13 protein-coding genes are annotated in these 18,188 nt (G+C 59.0%); 8 read left to right on the top strand and 5 right to left on the bottom strand.

The window, feature by feature from the left end:
• Window positions 1-77: 77 nt before the first annotated feature.
• The 3 genes from GKZ67_RS03700 to GKZ67_RS03690 all read right to left on the bottom strand — a co-directional run bounded on the left by GKZ67_RS03700 (window position 78) and on the right by GKZ67_RS03690 (window position 4,299).
• Window positions 78-704 carry a cyclase family protein gene (locus GKZ67_RS03700; RefSeq protein WP_173241203.1) on the bottom strand — a complete coding sequence of 209 codons (627 nt, stop codon included), beginning with the start codon at window positions 702-704 and terminating at the stop codon, window positions 78-80.
• A 3-nt stretch (window positions 705-707) separates the two neighbouring features.
• Entirely contained in the window at window positions 708-3,359 is a 2,652-nt protein-coding gene (locus GKZ67_RS03695) for an MGH1-like glycoside hydrolase domain-containing protein (RefSeq protein WP_173241202.1), read from the bottom strand.
• 124 nt (window positions 3,360-3,483) lie between these two features.
• Complete coding sequence (locus GKZ67_RS03690) at window positions 3,484-4,299, bottom strand: SDR family oxidoreductase (protein ID WP_173241201.1); 816 nt, start codon at window positions 4,297-4,299, stop codon at window positions 3,484-3,486.
• 276 nt (window positions 4,300-4,575) lie between these two features.
• On the opposite strand from GKZ67_RS03690, the gene GKZ67_RS03685 reads away from it, so the two are divergent.
• Complete coding sequence (locus tag GKZ67_RS03685) at window positions 4,576-4,950, top strand: hypothetical protein (RefSeq protein WP_173241200.1); 375 nt, start codon at window positions 4,576-4,578, stop codon at window positions 4,948-4,950.
• Window positions 4,951-4,973: 23 nt separating this feature from the next.
• On the opposite strand, the gene GKZ67_RS03680 is transcribed toward GKZ67_RS03685, so the two are convergent.
• The gene (locus tag GKZ67_RS03680) at window positions 4,974-5,714 is read right to left on the bottom strand and encodes a LytR/AlgR family response regulator transcription factor (RefSeq protein ID WP_173241199.1); all 741 of its coding nucleotides are present in this window, start codon (window positions 5,712-5,714) and stop codon (window positions 4,974-4,976) included.
• Window positions 5,715-5,881: 167 nt separating this feature from the next.
• Window positions 5,882-6,979, bottom strand: a complete 1,098-nt coding sequence (locus tag GKZ67_RS03675; protein WP_173241198.1) for a sensor histidine kinase — start codon at window positions 6,977-6,979, stop codon at window positions 5,882-5,884.
• A gap of 330 nt (window positions 6,980-7,309) precedes the next feature.
• Here GKZ67_RS03675 and GKZ67_RS03670 point away from each other — a divergent pair, with 330 nt between their 5' ends.
• From GKZ67_RS03670 to GKZ67_RS03640, 7 genes are all read left to right on the top strand, one after another.
• The gene (locus GKZ67_RS03670) at window positions 7,310-9,163 is read left to right on the top strand and encodes a 7TM diverse intracellular signaling domain-containing protein (protein WP_173241197.1); all 1,854 of its coding nucleotides are present in this window, start codon (window positions 7,310-7,312) and stop codon (window positions 9,161-9,163) included.
• A gap of 518 nt (window positions 9,164-9,681) precedes the next feature.
• Window positions 9,682-9,858: a carboxypeptidase-like regulatory domain-containing protein gene (locus GKZ67_RS03665; protein ID WP_173241196.1), complete on the top strand. Its 177-nt coding sequence runs from the start codon at window positions 9,682-9,684 to the stop codon at window positions 9,856-9,858.
• Window positions 9,855-12,719 (top strand): SusC/RagA family TonB-linked outer membrane protein, encoded by a 2,865-nt coding sequence (locus tag GKZ67_RS03660; protein WP_254245042.1) that lies wholly within the window; start codon window positions 9,855-9,857, stop codon window positions 12,717-12,719. The genes GKZ67_RS03665 and GKZ67_RS03660 overlap by 4 nt, the downstream gene beginning before the upstream one ends.
• An 89-nt stretch (window positions 12,720-12,808) precedes the next feature.
• Window positions 12,809-14,284: a RagB/SusD family nutrient uptake outer membrane protein gene (locus GKZ67_RS03655; RefSeq protein WP_173241195.1), complete on the top strand. Its 1,476-nt coding sequence runs from the start codon at window positions 12,809-12,811 to the stop codon at window positions 14,282-14,284.
• A 44-nt stretch (window positions 14,285-14,328) separates the two neighbouring features.
• Window positions 14,329-15,582, top strand: a complete 1,254-nt coding sequence (locus tag GKZ67_RS03650) for a PKD domain-containing protein (protein WP_173241194.1) — start codon at window positions 14,329-14,331, stop codon at window positions 15,580-15,582.
• Window positions 15,583-15,599: 17 nt separating this feature from the next.
• Window positions 15,600-16,508 (top strand): family 16 glycosylhydrolase, encoded by a 909-nt coding sequence (locus GKZ67_RS03645; RefSeq protein ID WP_173241193.1) that lies wholly within the window; start codon window positions 15,600-15,602, stop codon window positions 16,506-16,508.
• Between the two features lie 82 nt (window positions 16,509-16,590).
• On the top strand, window positions 16,591-18,027 hold the full coding sequence (locus GKZ67_RS03640) for a T9SS type A sorting domain-containing protein (protein WP_173241192.1): 1,437 nt from the start codon (window positions 16,591-16,593) through the stop codon (window positions 18,025-18,027).
• Window positions 18,028-18,188 lie beyond the last annotated feature (161 nt).

Here is an 18,188-nt window from a genome sequence, read left to right as displayed (position 1 = left end):
GCACGGGTAAGCTGCTCCCTACTCTCCGTGAGTGCTTGGTCTTGCGCTCAAGCGCTTACAAGTGGGCGGCTGCCAGGCTATAGCGGCCGCAACAGCACCCGCGCCGGGGCCCCGTCACTGCCCACAATCCTGAGGGGCAGGCATAGGAGCTCATATTCACCGGGCGCTATATGCTGCAAGGCCAGCCCTTCAATCACGCAGATGCCGGCGTCGAGCAGCGCGTGATGCGCATCAGCCTTGCCCACTGACAGATAATCGACGCCCACGCACACTACGCCGGCATCGCGCAAGTAGCGGGCCGCATCGCCGTCGAGGGCTACAAAGTCGGGCTTAAATGGCTCGGTACTCCATTCACTGGCCGAGATGCGCGTTTTGAATAGCAGCCGGGCCCCGACCTTAATAGGGAGCAGCTGTACTTCGGCCAGACTAATACTTTTGTGGTCACTGATGGCTACTACCGTAGCCGGACCCATCAGCTGGTCCAGGTCGAGGGTGGTAGTGTCGCCGGCGCCACTGGTAAAGTGTAGGGGCGCATCGACGTGCGTGCCGGTGTGGGCGCTCAGGTGCAGCTCGGTTACGTTGGCGGCATCGCCCCGGTCCTGGCTGAGGGTGCGCGCTACGGTTACGCCCAGGTTGTCGGGCCAATGCACCATCTGGTCGCGGATTGGAGTTGTGGCGTCGAGCCACGGACTAGGTACAGGCATAAGTCAGGAATCTTCGTCTTGGGATTGGCCACTCATCATTTTGGGCTGCAACAGCTTTGCAATCAGGCCCGTCCAGCCGGTTTGGTGGCTGGCACCAAGACCCTGGCCGGTATCGCCGTTGAAATATTCATTAAATACTATGTAATCCTTGAAATTCGGGTCTTGCTGGAGCTGCTCGCTGGAGCCGAAGCACGCGCGCCGGCCGGTTTGCGGGTCTCGCAGGAAAAGCCGCGTCAGGCGCTCGGTGAGGGCGCTTGCCACCTGTTGAATAGTAGCATACTGCCCCGAGTGCGTCGGGTACTCCACCTTAAAGTCTTCGCCATAATAGTGGTAGAAGCGCTGCAGCGACTCAACGAGCAGAAAATTAACCGGCATCCAGATAGGACCGCGCCAGTTGGAGTTGCCGCCAAACAAGTCGGTTTCCGACTCGGCGGGCTGGTAATTAACCGTTATCTCGGTGTTGCGAAACACATACGGATGGTCTTTGTACACCCGCGAGAGGCTGCGCACGCCATAGTCAGACAAAAACTCCTGTTCGTCCAGCATTCTGAACAGCAGGCGCTTCATGCGATGGCCCCGCAGCAGGCTGAGCAGGCGACGGGCCCCTCTGCCGGGCTCCTGCCAGTGCGAAACCAGCGACGCCAGGCCCGGCCGGTTATCGAGCAGCCAGTTCATGCGCTCCAGAAAAAGCGGCGCCCCGGCCAGCAGGTCTTCGTCGAGCACTTCTACCGCAAACAGCGGTATCAGGCCCACCATGGTACGCACTTTCAGCAGCTCGTGGCCGCCGTCGGGGGTATTCAGGGCGTCGTAATAAAACTCATCTACATCATCCCACAGGTTCAGGGCGGAGTTGCCCAGGTTGGTCATGGCCTCGGCGATATAGAGAAAATGCTCAAAGAATTTACTCGCCAGGTCCTGATACACCGGGTTCGACTGGCTCAATTCCAGCGCGATACGCATCATATTGAGCGCAAACATGGCCACCCAGGCCGTGCCGTCGGCCTGTTCGAGATAGCCGCCCACCGGCAGCGGGGCCGAGCGGTCAAACACCCCGATATTATCGAGCCCCAGAAAGCCGCCCTCAAAAATATTGCGGCCGTCGCGGTCCTTGCGGTTTACCCACCACGTAAAGTTGAGCAGCAGCCGGTGAAAGATGGTTTGCAAAAACTCCGTATCGCCGGCGTCGCCCCGCCGCTTCTGGTCCATCTTAAACACCCGGAAGGCCGCCCAGGCGTGCACCGGCGGGTTGACATCGCCGAAGCGCCACTCGTAGGCGGGCAGCTGGCCGTTGGGGTGCATGTACCAGTCGCGGCACAGCAGCCGCAGCTGGTTTTTGGCAAACTCGGGGTCGAGCTGCGCCAACGGAATGCAGTGAAAGGCTAGGTCCCAGGCTGCGTACCATGGGTATTCCCAGGTATCGGGCATCGAGATGATATCACTGTTATCGAGGCTTTTCCAGTCGGCGTTGCGGCCTTGCTGGCGCTCGGCCGGCGGGGGCGCAAATGCCGGGTCGCCGGCCAGCCAGCGAGGCACGCTGTAGTGATAAAACTGCTTGCTCCAGAGCATGCCCGCAAACGCCTGCCGCTGCACCAGGCGGGCATCAGCATCGGGAATAGCCTGCTGCATTTCGGCGTAAAACTGGTCGGCCTCGGCCTGGCGCTGGGTCAGTACCTGCTCAAAATCCTGAAACGGGGCCTTCAGGCCCGCCGGGCCCAGCCGCAGGCGCACTTTTTGGGTGGCTCCGCTGGCCAGTGTGAGGGTATAGTGCGCGGCGGCCTTGGTGCCGGTATGCGCGGGGTTCAGCACATTCGCCTGCTGGTGAAGCAGATGATTTGAAATCCCATCCTTGAAGAACTGATTTTCCGAGGGTGCGTTATACAGCCGCTCGCAGTTGGTGTCGTTGTCGCAAAATAACCACTCAGCTGCGCCCTCGGCGTAGCAGGTCAGCTCGCCCAGGTCGCGGTGCGACACCTGCACCGCCCCCTCGCCCCTTGCCGTGAGGGCCGGCCGGTAGTTGTCGTAGCCCCAGGCCCAGGTGTTGCGAAACCACAGCTGCGGCAGCACATGCAGGGTAGCCTCGTCGGGCCCCCGGTTGATGAGGGTGTACTGAATGAGCAGGTCCTCGGCATCGGCCTTGGCGTACTCTACAAACACGTCGAAATAGCGGTTTTCGGCAAAGATGCCCGTATCGAGCAGCTCAAACTCCGGGTTTTTACGCGTACGCCGGGCATTTTCGGCCAGCAGCTGCTCGTACGGAAAAGCCCGATGGGGATACTTATACAGCAGCTTCTGGTACGAGTGGGTGGGCGTATTATCCAGAAAATAATAGACTTCCTTCACGTCCTCGCCGTGGTTGCCCTGCGGCCCGCTCAGGCCAAAAAGCTGCTCTTTGAGTATGGTATCCTGGCCGTTCCAGAGCGCCAGGCTGGCGCACAGCTGCTGCTGGTCGTCGCAAAAGCCGGCCAGGCCTTCCTCGCCCCAGCGATAAGCCCGGCTGCGGGCCTGGTCGAAAGTAGAGTAGTTCCAGGCGTCGCCATTGGCCGAGTAGTCTTCACGCACCGTGCCCCACTGGCGCTCAGACAAATAGGGGCCGAAGCGCCGCCAGTTCTTATGCTTGTTATCGGCTTCGAGCAGGCGTTGGGCTTCGGGATTCAATTTTCAGGGAAGGGCTTATTTGTCAAGCTGAGCGAAGCGCGGCAATCGCATCCGCACAATAATACTGCTACGACACTTATCAGCGTCGTTTCGATGCGATTGCCGCGCTCACCCTGCCGGTTCTTTACCCGCCCGTGGCGAAGCCAGGGTACAAGGTCATGCCGCCATCCATAAAGATGGTTTGGCCGGTGATGTAGTCGGCCTCGTCCGACACCAGCCAGGCGGCCAGCTGGCCGATATCTTCGGGCTCGCCTACGCGGTTGTACGGAATGAGGGTCAGCAGCTTCGCCTCGGCTTCGGGCGTAGCCCAGGCGTCGTGGTTGATGGGCGTTTTGATGGCGCCCGGCCCGATGCTGTTAACCCTGATTTTGTGCGGGGCCAATTCCTGGGCCACACTTTTCATCAGCTCCATAATGCCGCCCTTGCTGGTGGCGTAGTTGACGTGGCCGCCCCACGGAATAACTTCGTGGACGCTGCTCATGCAGATAATTTTGCCGGCTGCTTTGCTTACATCGGGCTGCACCCCTCGCCGCATAAACTCGCGGGCGGCTTCGCGCAGGCACAAAAACTGGCCGGTGAGGTTCACATCAAGCACCTTTTGCCACTGCGCCAGTGTCATATCGATAAAAGGCGCATCGACCTGAATACCAGCATTGGCTACCACAATATGCAGCGTACCAAACTGCGCAATCGCCTGCCTGAACATTGCCTGCACCTGGTCTTCCTGGCTTACATCGGCCTGAATGGCCAGGGCTACGCCCCCGGCGTCGGTGATTTCCTTTACCACGGCATCCGCCGCTTCGGGATGGCCAACGTAGTTAACGACAACTGAGGCCCCATTGGCGGCCAGAGATTTGGCCACGGCTGCGCCGATACCCGAATTGGCCCCCGTGACGAGCGCGTGCTGCCCGGCAAGGCGAAGTGAAGAAGAAGCAGGCATATAAAACAATAAGTGTGTAGAGATGTAGCCGCCGCGCCGGCCGGGTATCGGAGGCAAGGCTGCGTGGGTAGACGGGTTTATAGCAGCCGGGGTTTTTACCAAGTGCTTCGGGTTGCGAAATAACAATGTATTTGGTCGTCCCCGCTCCGCAGCTCCCTGGCCGGCACTAGCGGAGCCGTCTTTACGTTAGTATTCCGCCGCCGTTAGTGCTGATACCTTTACTGCTGCGCTTCCGGCACCTGCCTTTCGAATCGAACGCGTTCGTATTCTTTTTTTATGCTACGTACTCATCTGCTTTGGCTGGCTTTGCTGCCGGCTGAGCTCACCAGCTTTGCTGTTTGTGCCCAGACTTTGCCCGAAGTAGTAGTGCTGGCGCACCGGGGTAAGCGCACGGGTATTTTGCGGCAGCTCGACCTGAGCCCTGCCCAGGTAGTCCGCATCAATACGCTGCTCGATGAAGAGCAAGCCCAGCGCAAGCAGCGCCTCACTCACCGGCCCGACGAAACCGAACATGCCTCCCGCCAGGCCCGCCAGGCCGACTTCGAAACCAAGATAGAGGCCGTGCTCACGCCCGCGCAGGTCGAGAAATATGAGCAGCTGCGGGGCCTGCGGCCCGCCCCCCGCCCGCCCGAGATGCAGGTACCGAAGTAGCAAGCGCTAGCTGGCTAACCAGCTCAAGTCCAGCGGCTCAGGAACTGCGCAAAGGCCTCCTTGTATTGCTCGCCCACCGGAATGGTTTCGGTGCCAATCTGGACGGTGAGGCGGCGCACGGCTTCTATCTTATCGAGGGCCACGATAAACGAGCGGTGAATGCGCAGAAAGCGCCGGGCGGGCAGCTTTTCTTCCATTGCCCGCAGGCTCATGAGCGAGAGCAGGGCGCGCGGCGTGCTCTTGAGGTGCACCTTCACATAGTCTTTCAGGCCCTCCACGTAGAGAATATCGCTGAGCGAGACGCGTACAAGCTGGTACTCTACTTTCAGAAAAATGTGCTCTTCTTCGGCCGCCGTAGCGGGCGCAGCCGCTTCGTGGCTGGCGTGCGAGAGCTCGGCGTAGGCCCGGGCCTTGTTGGCGGCCCGCAAAAACTCCTCGTAGTTAAACGGCTTTACCAGGTAGTCGAGCGCATCTACCTTGTAGCCCTCCAGGGCATACTGTGGAAAGGCCGTGGTGAAGATAACGCGCGGCGGCACGGCCTGCTGGCCCAGCACCCGCGCCAGCTCCAGGCCGGTCAGCTCCTGCATCTGAATATCGAGAAAAGCCAAATCGACCGGCTCCGTGAGCTCATGCAGGCCTTTTAAGGCTTCCACGCCGCTGCCGTAGCGGCCTACTAGCTTTAAAAAAGGCGTTTGCTCAATAAAAGTGCAGAGGAGCGCCAGCGCCAGCGGCTCATCATCAACGGCAATGCAGGTAACGGACATTTTTTAACGGGTAATCGGTAGTGGATAATTGGCAGTAAGCGGGTGATGCGCCATGAACCGGTTTAAGACGTAGTGAAACTACTAAAGCGCGTGATGCTCATCTGGCGTTCAACTTAGCAGAGCGGAGTTCCTAAACGGCTTCATTCCCTATTACTTATTGCCATTACTCATTGCTCACTGGTAATTAATTTCAGCTTTACCTCAAATTCGTTGTCGGGCGTGTGCTCGCTTACCTGCAATGAGTAGCGGCCGGGATACAGTAAATCGAGGCGGCGGCGGGTATTAGTAAGCCCGATTCCGTTGGAGCCGGCCAGGTCGGTGCCGGCAGTCGGCAGCAGCGTATTACGCACATCTACTTCCAGCTGTTCGGGCGAGGGCTGGCGCAGACCGATGTAGATATGGCTGGGAGCCGTGGCTGCCACGCCGTGCTTGAAGGCATTTTCGACGAAAGGCAGCAACAGCATGGGCGCAATAAGTACCTCGCGCACCGGCTCGGGGTGCTCGAAGGTCACCTGCACGCGGTCGGTCAAGCGCAGCTTCATCAGGGTGATATAATCCTGAATAAACCCTACCTCCTGGCTTAGCTGCGCGTGGCCCGAGGCCGTGTCGTAGAGCACATAGCGCATCATGCGCGAGAGGCGGTGCAGCGCCGCCCGGGCCCGCTCCCCATCTATTAATGTTAATGAATATATATTATTTAGCGTATTAAAAAAGAAATGTGGGTTTATCTGGGCCTTCAGCATGGCTAGCTCGGCCTCCACGCGCTGCTGGTCGAGGCGCTCGCGCAAACGGGCCTCCTGCTGCCAGTGCTGCACCACGGTAATAGCCGTGGCAATGCCCAGCACGAGCAGCGTAATAAGCAGTCCTACAAGGTCGAAGCGGCTGCCGTGCGGCGTACGGGGCGGCGCAGCTTTTCCCATCCCCTCACCGGCCGCCTGAAAGGCGTGGTGCATGAGGTCGGGCAGGTTCAGCACACTTTCGAGCCCCCGGCTTACCAGCAGCAGCAGCACCGCGGTGGCCACCAGGGCCAGCCCAAACCAGCCGGTGTGCCCCCGCAGCAGCAGGCGCGGCACACTGATGCGCGTGGTGGCATAAAATACGCTTATCCATAACACTAGCAGCGCGCCCTGCTTTACCCAATACTGAACAGGCAGCACTACCCGGCCCTGCATGGGCTGAAACAGCAGCAGCGTGAGCGCCAGCAGCCCCCAGGCGAGTACGTGAATCAGGGGGGTGAGCAGGCGCCTAACGGAAAAAGCAGACATGATTACTCCATGAAGTATAGTACCCAAATGTAACGGCTCTGGCGAGCTAACCCGGCCTGCGCCCGACCATCGGGCGAATTGTGCCGACTGCTGGCCGGCTTTCCTCGCTCGGCCGACCAGCATTTTTTGTTACTTTTACTATCTCCTCCGTGCGCATCCTATCCCACCCCAACGCACTTCGCTCTTGCAACCTTTCTACCTGACCTGCGGCCGGCTGGCCGCGCTGGCGGACTACCGCCTGCCTGCCCGGCATCGCGCAGGCGTTGTGCTGTTTCTGAGCCTGCTGCTGGGCCTAGTCCGCCCCGGCGCGGCCGCCCCGAAGATACCCTGGTGGCTACTACTGCTCACCAGGCCCAGTACCTCGAAGACCGCTACTACAGCGTACTCGAAGACCCCAGCGGCCACCTGCCGATTGCCGCCGTTAGCAGCCCAGCCTGGGCCAGCCACTTCGCTACCCTGGCCGGCACTTCGCTCCCGCCCAACATTCGGCATCCGCGCAGCACCTACTGGCTACGCTTTACAGTGCTGGCCGATGCCCGCCTGGCTGCCGACTGGTACCTAGAGCTCTACGACCCCCATATTGGCTCGGCTACGCTGTTTCGCCCCGCTGCGGCGGGGCTGGCGCTGGCCTACGACAGCGTCACGACCGGCGCCAACTACCCGTTTGCCACCCGCCCACTACCCTACAAAAATTTTCTATTCAACCTGGGGCTGCGGCACGGCCAGCCCACAACCTACTACCTGCGCCTGCGCTCCGACACGCCTACCAGCTTCCGGGCCATGCTGCACAGCGGCCCGGCCCTGATTCCGGAGATGAGCCTGCAGTACTGGCTGCTCGGCGGCTTCTACGGGGTGCTCTTCATCATGCTGGTGTACAACCTGTTTCTATTTTTCTTCTTAAAGGAAAAATCGTACATTCACTACGTATTTTATGTGCTGAGCGGGGCACTGCTTTTTCTTTCCGAGGATGGCCTAGGCTTTCAGTACATGTGGCCATTCAGCGCGCCGCTCAACCATTTTATCGGGGCCGTCGCGCCGGTGCTGCTGCTGCTGACTTTTGCGCAGTATGCGCGCTCATTTCTTGATACGGCCGCCCGGCTGCCGGTGCTCGACCAGCACATTCGCTGGGTGGTATCGCTAAGCGGCGCGCTGCTGGTGCTCGATGTGGCGCTCATTCATTCCGGGTTTAGCTTCTGGCTTTACCTGCTGCCGTATGGCCTGCTTTATTACGCTGCCTGGCGGGCTTACCGGGGTGGCCTGCGCCCGGCTCGCTACCTGTTGCTGGCCCAGGCACTGGTGGCGGGCAGCCTCACTTTTCTCATCTGTCGCAAGCTGGGCATTGATTTTTATAATAACGCCTACACGGTATATAGCCTGAACGTAGCGTTTGTAATTGAGGTAGCCGTACTCAGCTACGCGCTGGCCGATAAGATAAAGGGCCTGATGGATACCACTCTGGTAACGCAGCGGCGGCTGCTGAAGCAGCTGCGCAAGCGCCACCAGGCCCAGGACCAGCTGCTGGAGCAGCTACGCGAGAACCAGGCGCTCAAAGACCAGCTCAACAGTGAGCTGGAGGCGCTGGTGGCCCGCCGTACCGACGAGCTGCGCCAGCAAAACGATACCATTGCGGCCCAAAACCGTGAACTGCTCGAAACCAACGGCCTGCTGGCGCTCCAGTCGGCCGCTATTGAGCAACTCAACAGCGACCTGAGCCGCGACTTGCAGGACCAGAAGCATGCCCGCTTGCAAGCCCGGGAGTTTGACTTTGGCGAGTTCAGCCAGCTTTATCCCGACAAAGATGCCTGCCTGCGCTACCTCGCCGACCTGAAGTGGCAAGGTGGCTATCGCTGCCGCAAGTGCGGCCACGAAAAAAGCTGCGAGGCCCGCGAGCCCTTTGCCCGGCGCTGCACCCGCTGCCGCTACGTAGAGTCGGCCACCACTGGTACGCTGCTTCAGAAATGCAAGTTTCCTATTGTCAAGGCGCTATATGCGGTATTCCTGCTACACGCCCACCGGGGGCGCTATGCGCCGGCCGAGCTGGCCAGGGTACTGGAGCTGCGCCCGGCCACGAGCTGGTCGTTTGCCCAGAAAGTGCTGGCAGCTTTGCAGCGGCGCAGCCATGCCCCGACTTCTTCGACGGCGAGCCCTGGACCCATGTGCTGCTGGACGGCTCGGCTGATGTAGAGCAGGAGGAGCTGACCGATATAAGCGACCACCAGTAGGCAGGCAGCTAGTTTCCGGTAACGATTGCGGAAGATTTTGGCGGGGATTACTATAGCATAGGCCGGCGAGCAATTTTTTTCGAAAAAAATGGCCGCCGGCTCATTGTTTTTTAGGATACAGGTAGCGGGTAGCAATAGTGCTTTTAGCCCTTGCCAGCCCTATAATACGCAATGCCTACTTGTGCAGTAAACGTAATCACCTAAGCGGTGCTTACCACAAAATGGCCGTTTTAAAGCCCTGAAGGCAGTTTTTAAGCTTGCATTTGCTGAACACAAGACCCTAGCTTTGAAGCACTCTAGCTGCTTTAAGTTCTTTTTCCCACCCTCTTCATGAAAAAAAGCCTATACCCTATAGGTTGGCTGCTCCGCGGCTCGGCTGTACTGCTGGCATGCGGACTTCCCACTAGCTTCGTTCTGGCTGCTCCCACGGGCGGACATATACCTGCCCGGCTACAGAAGCGCCCAGCCCCTACTATACCGGTGAGCGGCCGGGTGGTCGGAGCCGATGGCACCGGCCTGCCGGGTGTTACGGTACTTGTGCGGGCCAGCAGTATTGGCACCACTACCGGCGCAGATGGCAGCTTCAGCCTGAATGCCCCGAGGGCAGCACCATTTCTTTCAGCTACGTTGGCTTTGTTACCCAGTCGGTTACCGTGACCAGCGCTACTGCCAGCAACCTGAGCGTGACGCTGCGTGAGACAGCGCAAGGCCTGAACGAGGTAGTGGTAGTAGGCTACGGAACCCAGGAAAAATCGGATGTAACAGGGGCAATATCCTCGGTTTCGGGCCGCGAAATTGCCAGCCAGCCGGTAGCCGACCCTACCCAGGCGCTGCAAGGCCGGGCGGCCGGGGTAACGGTAACGCAAAACTCGGGGGCGCCGGGCGGGGCGGGCGGCACAACGGTGCGCATCCGGGGTATTTCCTCGGCCGGCAACAACTCCCCTCTTTACGTGGTCGATGGCTTTCCGCTGCCCAGCTCAGACTCGAATGGCAATGCGGTAGAAAACCAGCTCAACTCCATTAATCCTAATGACATCGAGAGCATTGACGTGCTCAAGGATGCCTCGGCTACGGCCATTTACGGGTTGCGGGCCGCCAACGGCGTGGTAATTATCACCACCAAACGCGGCAAAGCTGGCAACGCAACCATCTCGCTTGATGGCTACCGGGGTATACAGCAGCCCTGGCGCAAGCTCGACCTGCTCAATGCGCAGCAGTACGCCGTTATCAATAATGAGAGCCTGATTGCGGCCGGCCAGCCTATCAACCCCAAATACGCTGACCCCAGCTCCCTGACCACGAGCACCGATTGGCAGAAAGCAGTGTTCCGGCCCACGGCCGTTATTCAGAGCTACAATGTCTCGGCCAACGGAGGCAGCGATAAAGCCCGCTTTGCCCTGTCGGCCGGCTACTTTCAGCAGGATGGTACGCTGAATGGCTCTAACTTTGAGCGCTTTACGCTGCGAGCCAATGGCGATATTCAGCTTAACAAATACGTTAAGGTGGGCAACAGCTTAGCCGTCAGCCACCAGGAAGACCGGCAGCTGAATACCGGCAACGACGAGTTTGGGGTGATTAACAACGTCATTCAGCTCCCGCCTACCATCCCGGTGTACAACCCCGACGGCACCTATTACGAGCCAACTGCTACCGCCGACAACTTCATCGAGCCCAACCCGGTACTGCAGTCGCTGATTACCAATTCCAAGTTCAGCCGCAACCGCATTATTGGCTCCTTTTTCGGCGAGGTAGAGCCGCTCAAGGGCCTGCGCTTTCGTACCAACGTGGGGGTCGACCTCATTTTTGATAACAGCAACGGCTTTACCCCTTCGCTCGGGCCCAATTCGCCCCGCAACTCAGTAGCGGGCGCCTACTCTTCGAGCAACTACAACCCAACGTATCTGATTGAAAACACGGCTACTTACGACCGTATTTTTGCCGAAAAGCACCATTTGACCGTGCTGGCCGGGCAGTCGGCCCAGCAGTTTCAGTATACCTATCTGAGCGCCAACCGCTCGGGCTACCTGAGCAACAGCCTGCAGAACATTAACGCTGGCCCGGCCGCCAACCCTGCCTTTCCGGTTACCAACGGCGGCATCGGCGTTGCGCCGATTACTGACCGGCTGGCCAGCTACTTTGGGCGTATCAACTACGAGTATGCGGGCAAGTACCTGCTCACGGTCACCGCCCGTGAAGACGGTTCCTCCCAGTTTGCGCCCGGCTATCAGTTCGGCTTCTTTCCCGGGGTTTCGCTCGGCTGGCGCCTCTCGGAAGAAAGCTTTATCAAAGATATTCCGGTTATCAGCAACCTGAAGCTGCGCGGAGGGTATGGCCAGGTAGGCAACCCCCTGAATGCCGGGCGCTTTGCCTATCTGGCAACTATCAATACCGGCATCAGCTATCCGTTTGGGTCTCCTGCAACGGTGCTGCAGGGCGCGGCGCCTACCCGGGGTGCCAACAATCAGCTGCGCTGGGAGATTAACAAGCAGTCGAACCTGGGCCTGGACCTGGGCCTGTTTCAAAACCGCGTTGAGCTGACGGTAGACATCTACCGCCGCCACTCGGATAACCTCATCAGCAATGTGCCGCCTACCTTGGTGTCGGGCACTTATGAGGCAGTTCCTACCAACGCAGTAACGGTACAAAACAAGGGTATCGACATCTCGCTGAACACCCGTAACTTGACGGGCGGCAGCGGCCTGAGCTGGACCACCGGCATTACCTTCTCGGCCTACCGCAACCTGATTCAGAGCCTGAATGTGGCTACTCCCTTCAACGGGACGACTACCCGCACGGGCACGGCCATCTCGCGCTTCGACCAGGGCCAGCCAATCGGCGCGTTTTATGGCTACGTAGCCGATGGGCTGTTTCAATCGCCCGAAGAAATAGCAAAATTGAACGCTGCTTCGCCAACGGGTGTCTACCAATTTTCCGGCACCGCTCCCGGCGATATCAAGTTTAAGGATATTAACGGGGATGGTGTAGTGAATGACCTTGACCGCACATTTATCGGCAATCCTAATCCAAAGTTCACCTTTGGCATTAACAACACCTTGAGCTACAAAGGATTCGACCTGACAGCTTTTGTGCAGGGCTCGGAGGGTAATCAGATTTATGACCTGAACCGCGTGTATACGGAAGGTGGCTTATATAGCAATGGCAATAGCAGCACCCGCGTACTGGGCCGCTGGACCGGCCCTGGCACCAGCACCGACGTGCCCCGCGCCGTGGCCGGCGACCCCAACCAGAACCTGCGCGTGAGCAGCTACTTCGTAGAAGACGGCTCTTATGTGCGCCTCAAGGTGCTAACCCTGGGCTACAACTTCGCCAAGCCGCTTATCAACCGTTTTGGTAGCCAGTCGCTGCGCGTGTACCTGACCGCTCAAAACCTGGTAACCCTCACCAAGTACACCGGCTTTGACCCCGAGATTGGCAGCCAGGCCGGCGCCTATGGCATCGACCGGGGTATCTACCCCCAGTCGCGCGTGTTTATTGCTGGCTTGAACATTGGCTTTTAACTTAATAGCGGAAGCCGTCGTGAAAAAAGGCAAGGATTATCAGTAGGGCACTTCTTTCTTTTTCACACAAGGCTTCTCCCATCCCACCCATGCGTTCTTTATCTACTAAACTCACTGCCAGTGCTTTGCTAAGCCTGGCACTGCTCGGCGGCTGCGGCAAAAAGTTTCTGGATTTACAGCCTGTAGACCAGATTACAACTGTAAACTTTTATCAGTCCGAGTCGGATGCCATTCAGGCCGTAACGGCCTGCTACTCACAGCTCGGCGTAGGCGGGCAGTACAACTACGCCCTGTGGGGAATCGGCGAGATTATGTCTGACAACTCCTTTACCGGCGGTGGCGGCGGCGGCGACGGAGCTGAGGAGATTCAGCTCGATTTTTTTAATATACCGTCTACCAACCCGATGGTTGGTCGCCTGTGGGGTGGCTGCTACGTAGGCATTGGAGCCTGCAACCTGGTGCTGCAAAAGGTACCCGGCATCACGAACATGAGCGATGCCATCCGGAAGCGCAGCCTGGGCGAGGCGCAGTTTCTGCGGGCAAAATACTATTTTGACCTGGTGCGGGCCTACGGCGACGTACCGCTCATCTTGGTGCCGCCGGCCAGCCCGGCCGACGCGCAGCTGCCCCGCACCCCGGCCGCTCAGATTTACACCCAGATTGTAACCGACCTGAAGGCCGCCATCGGCAACCTTCCTCCCGTGTACGGCGGCGCCGACCTGGGCCGGGCTACTACGTGGGCTGCTACCGGCCTGCTGGCTAAGGTGTACCTGACCATGGGCGACCTTCCCAATGCGGCTATTCAGGCCCGGGCCGTTATCGCGAACTCGGGCAAAAGCCTGTGGCCCAACTACGGCGACAATTTTAAAGTGGCCAACGAGAACGGGCAGGAATCTTTATTTGAGGTGCAATACGTGAACGGACTGAATCAGTACACGTTCGATGGCCTGGGCTTTGTGGGCAACGAGTTTTTTGGCCCCCGCGGCCAGGGCCTGGTTCCGCAGGGCGGCTACGGCTTCAATATCCCGGAGCTGGAGTTTGTGCAGGGCTACGAGCCCGGCGACAAGCGCAAGGCCGTTACCATTTGGTCGCCCGGCGACCCCTACCCCGCCGGCAGTGCCACTAATGCCCAGCCAGCTTCGCTGCCCGGCTCCCCTTATGGCTACAACTGCAAAAAGTGGTTTGTGGGCAAGGTGAACACCAACGTCTGGGACTCCCCGCTGAACTTTCCGGTGCTGCGCCTGTCCGAGATGTACCTGATTCTGGCCGAAGCCGTGGGGCCTACTCCCGAAGGCTACACAGCTATTAATACAGTACGTACCAGGGCAGGCCTGCCCAACCTGACCAGCGCCAACACGCCCAATTTTACGGATGCCGTTGTGAAGGAGCGCCGCTACGAGCTGGCGTTTGAAGACGACCGCTGGTTTGACCTTAAGCGCACGGGTAAGCTGCTCACTAATCCGGCGCTGCTGGCGAAAGGCATCAAGCCCTTCAATATTGTGCTGCCTATTCCGCAAAGCGAGCGCGACGCCAACCCCTCGCTGGCTCAGAACCCTGGCTATTAATACATTTGGCCCTCATACGCCCTAAACATCCCACCCGAAAATATATGTTTACTTCACTTCGCAAAGCTGCTCTGCTACTGGCTGGTGTGGCGGCGCTGGCTGCCTGCCGCAAGGATACCGGCGTGACGAGCCTGGAAGGTCCGGTGCCCACGCCCGGCTTTACCGTCACGGTCAATACCAGCCAGTACCCGGCAGTAGCAACGTTCACCAACACCACCACTGATGCCTTTCTCTATCAGTGGGACTTTGGCGATGGCTCGCCCCTGGTGTCAGGTCAGAACGTGACCCACGTCTACAAGCTGCCCGGCACCTACCGCGTGAAGCTGACAGCTGCCGGGCGCGGCGGTACGGGTATCTCGCCCCAGCAGCCGGTAGTTATCCCTACCGTTTGCGACAATGCCGCTTACGCGGTGCTTACGGCCTGCGGTGGCTCGGGAGCTACCTCCTGGACGCTCTCCGACCAGCCGGGGGCCGTGGTAAAGCTTTCGGCCAGCGGGGCCACCTTATCCAGCTCGACTACGCTTAACCCCTGCCAGCTCGACGACCAGTTTTCGTTTACCAACACCTTTGCTTACTCCTACGACGCCGGAACCGGCACGTACAGCAATGGCACCTGCGGCAGCCCGCAGACGGGCAACTCGGACTTTATCTATAAGCCCAACGGCTCGCTGGGGCAGATTATTTTGCAGCGCAACAAGGCATTTATCGGCCTGCCCGACTCGGTAGTAAACAAGACCTACGACATTCTTGAGGCCACGCCCACCCGCCTGCGCCTGCAAGGCACCAACCCCGACGGCACCAAGACGGTAACTACCTACATGCCGCAGCTTTCGGCCCTCGACCGGGCTAAAAAGTACCTCACGGGCGGCTCCTCGCGCACCTGGACGCTGGACAACACGGTAGCTAATACCATTATAGTCGGCAACGAAGCTTCGCCCGGCGGCTATAACAAGAGCGGCTCGGCGGGCAGCGTACCCAGTTGCCAGGCCGACGATGAGTACACGTTTACAAGCACCGGCAACTTCACGTATGATGCCAAGGGCCAAACGTTTGTGGCTATCGACTATACCTGCCAGGCAGCCCGCACCGACAACAATACTACCTTCACTTTCGGGCCGGCTTCGGGCGCGGGCCTGGCTCAGTTTGTACTCACCAAGCCCGGCAGCTTTATCGGCGTAACTAATGCACCTACATCGCGGATTTACCGGATTCTTTCCATTGACGACAAGCACATGACCCTGCGGGCCGGCGGCCCCAGCGACGACCCGCAGTTCACTTTTATGATGGTAGCCAAATAAGCGCCCTTTTCTCACCCTTGTTACTTAGTAAATATGATATATTCATTGACCGCGTGGCCACTCCGCCGTTTGGCGCTGGGCTTTACGCTGACGCTGGCGGCCGGTGGCTGCACCCAAAATCCCCCGGGCCGGTTATCACGGCTACTACGGGCACGGGTGGCACCAGCACATCGGCCGTTAACGCCACCCCTCATCCGTATGCCGATTACAGCGTGCAGGTATGGAGCGACGAGTTTAACGACAGCAGCCTCGACGCAACCAAGTGGAGCTACGAGGTAAAGGATGTGTGGTTCAACAACGAGCTGGAAGCCACTACCAACTCGCGCAACAACGTGAACCTGAGTGGCGGTATGCTTAATATCACGGCTATTCAGCAGAACTACAACGGCCGGCAGTACACCTCGGGCCGCATCAACACCAAAGGCAAGCAACAGTTTACCTTCGGCCGCATCGATGTGCGGGCCAAGCTGCCCAAGGGCAAGGGCATGTGGCCGGCCATCTGGATGCTGGGCGCCAATGATAGCCAGGCGAGCTGGCCGGCCTGCGGCGAAATCGATATCATGGAGCTGAAAGGCAGCTCGCCCACTACTGACTACAGCACGGTACACTATGGCAGTTCGGTAGCTACCCACCAGTACAAGGGCACGGTCTATGCACTGCCGAGCACGGCTAACGGCGACTTCTCGAGCGACTTCCATGTCTTTAGCTGCGTGCGGAGCATGAACCAGATGGACTTCTACGTGGATGGCAATAAGTACTACACGCTGACCTCGAGCGACGTGTCGCCGTATCCATTCAATAACCCCTTCTACGCCATCCTAAACCTGGCGGTGGGCGGCGACTTTGATGGCAACCCCGATGGCAGCACGACCTTCCCGCAAACCATGCAGGTAGATTACGTGCGGTTTTTTCAATACAAAGAGTAGTTTTTTACCAACCCGGCCATCCTACGTGCAGGCTGGCCGGGTTGAGTTGTGACTTTCCTATTTCCCCACCAACTTTTTTTTCATGAAAACTTTTACTACGCTTTTACTGACTGCCGGCCTGTTCACGCTAGGCAGCCGCGCTGCTTCGGCCCAAACGCTCTATGACAACTTCGAGAACACCCGGCTGGTGACGTACAGCAACATTAGCGGTGCGCTCAACCAGGCCGCTGCTAACCCCGGCAGCAACACCGTCAACAGCAGCAGCACCTGCGGCAAGTATGACCGCGATGCGTCGCAGTATGCCGTTATCGTTATTAACCCTACGGCCTCTCCCAGCCGGATGGCCGACGTAAGCGCCTATTCGGCGGGGACCAAGAAGATATCGATGAAATTCCGCAGCCCCGGTGTGAGCACGCCCGTGCAGCTGGTACTGCAAAACAAAGCCAAAACGGCCCAGAACTACCCCAATGGCAACTATGGCGGCACGTTTAATGCCACGACCTCGGCTACGGCCGGCAACTGGGAAACATTGACGTTTACCTATACTGCTGGCGGCCCCGGCAGCTTCGACCCGACTGTGAAGTCTACCGATGTTGACCAAATGGTTATGCTGGTAACTCCGGGCACAGCAACCGCTGCCACCTATTACATCGACGACCTGATGGGCCCAGAGCTGGCTACCAACAGCACCACTGCTGCTCCCATGCTGCTTGATGACTTTGAGAGCACCCGGCTGGTTAATTATCCTACTGTACAGGGCACACTCAACCAGGCCGCTCCCAACCCGGCTAGTGGGGCGGGCAACAGCAGCAGCACCTGCGCCAGCTTTGCGCGCGACGGCTCGCAGCAGTATGCCACCATCGTTATTCAGCCCAAAAACGGTAAGTTTTCCGATGCCTCAAGCTATGCCAGCGGAGCGCAGAAATTAACAATGAAATTCCGCAGCCCCGGTGCGAGCACGCCGGTGCAGCTGGTACTGCAAAACAAAGCCAAAACGGCCCAGAACTACCCCAATGGCAACTATGGCGGCACGTTTAATGCCACGACCTCGGCCACCGCTAATACGTGGGAAACATTAACTTTTACCTATACTGCTGGCAGTGGTGGCAGCTTCGACCCAACTGTGATGGCCACCGACATCGACCAGATAGCCCTGCTTATTGCGGGAGGCACGTCCAGCAGCAGCACCTATTACTTTGATGACCTGTTTGGCCCGGCCCTGACCACGGTTACCGCTACCCGCGCCAGCCAGACGAGTGCAGCGGCCCTGGCCCCGGCTTACCCCAACCCGGCTGCCGGCCTCACGCACCTGGGCTACAGCCTGCAAAAATCAGCCGTGGTAAGCCTGGCCATCTATGATGCGATGGGCCGCCGCGTGGCTTCGGTAGTTGAGAACCAGACCCGGCCGGCCGGCGACTATACCGCCGACCTGCGTACGAACAGCCTGGCGCCCGGTTTCTACACCTGCCGCCTGGTGGTAGATGGCGTAGCCCTCACCCGGTCGTTGAGCGTAGAATAACGTAAGAGGGCTGCTACGTTTCGCCCTTCCTACTCCAGCCCGGTTAAAATTCAGGCCGGCGGGTGCTTCTCAAAAAGCACTCGCCGGCTTTTTTGTATCCGGGCGGGGCGGTTTGGCGTAGGCTTTGCAGAAGGCTGCTTGCGTTGCCGGCGGCCTGCTAT

This window comes from Hymenobacter sp. BRD67, from assembly GCF_013256425.1.
Taxonomy (GTDB): Bacteria; Bacteroidota; Bacteroidia; order Cytophagales; family Hymenobacteraceae; genus Hymenobacter.
Note: the sequence above shows the minus strand (reverse complement) of the source record. Positions and strands in the feature narration are given on the sequence as shown.

Coding starts and splice junctions, on each gene's coding strand:
- GKZ67_RS03700 (WP_173241203.1), bottom strand. CDS start 704: ATGCCTGTACCTAGTCCGTGGCTCGACGCCACAACTCCAATCCGCGAC.
- GKZ67_RS03690 (WP_173241201.1), bottom strand. CDS start 4,299: ATGCCTGCTTCTTCTTCACTTCGCCTTGCCGGGCAGCACGCGCTCGTC.
- GKZ67_RS03685 (WP_173241200.1), top strand. CDS start 4,576: ATGCTACGTACTCATCTGCTTTGGCTGGCTTTGCTGCCGGCTGAGCTC.
- GKZ67_RS03680 (WP_173241199.1), bottom strand. CDS start 5,714: ATGTCCGTTACCTGCATTGCCGTTGATGATGAGCCGCTGGCGCTGGCG.
- GKZ67_RS03675 (WP_173241198.1), bottom strand. CDS start 6,979: ATGTCTGCTTTTTCCGTTAGGCGCCTGCTCACCCCCCTGATTCACGTA.
- GKZ67_RS03655 (WP_173241195.1), top strand. CDS start 12,809: ATGCGTTCTTTATCTACTAAACTCACTGCCAGTGCTTTGCTAAGCCTG.
- GKZ67_RS03650 (WP_173241194.1), top strand. CDS start 14,329: ATGTTTACTTCACTTCGCAAAGCTGCTCTGCTACTGGCTGGTGTGGCG.
- GKZ67_RS03640 (WP_173241192.1), top strand. CDS start 16,591: ATGAAAACTTTTACTACGCTTTTACTGACTGCCGGCCTGTTCACGCTA.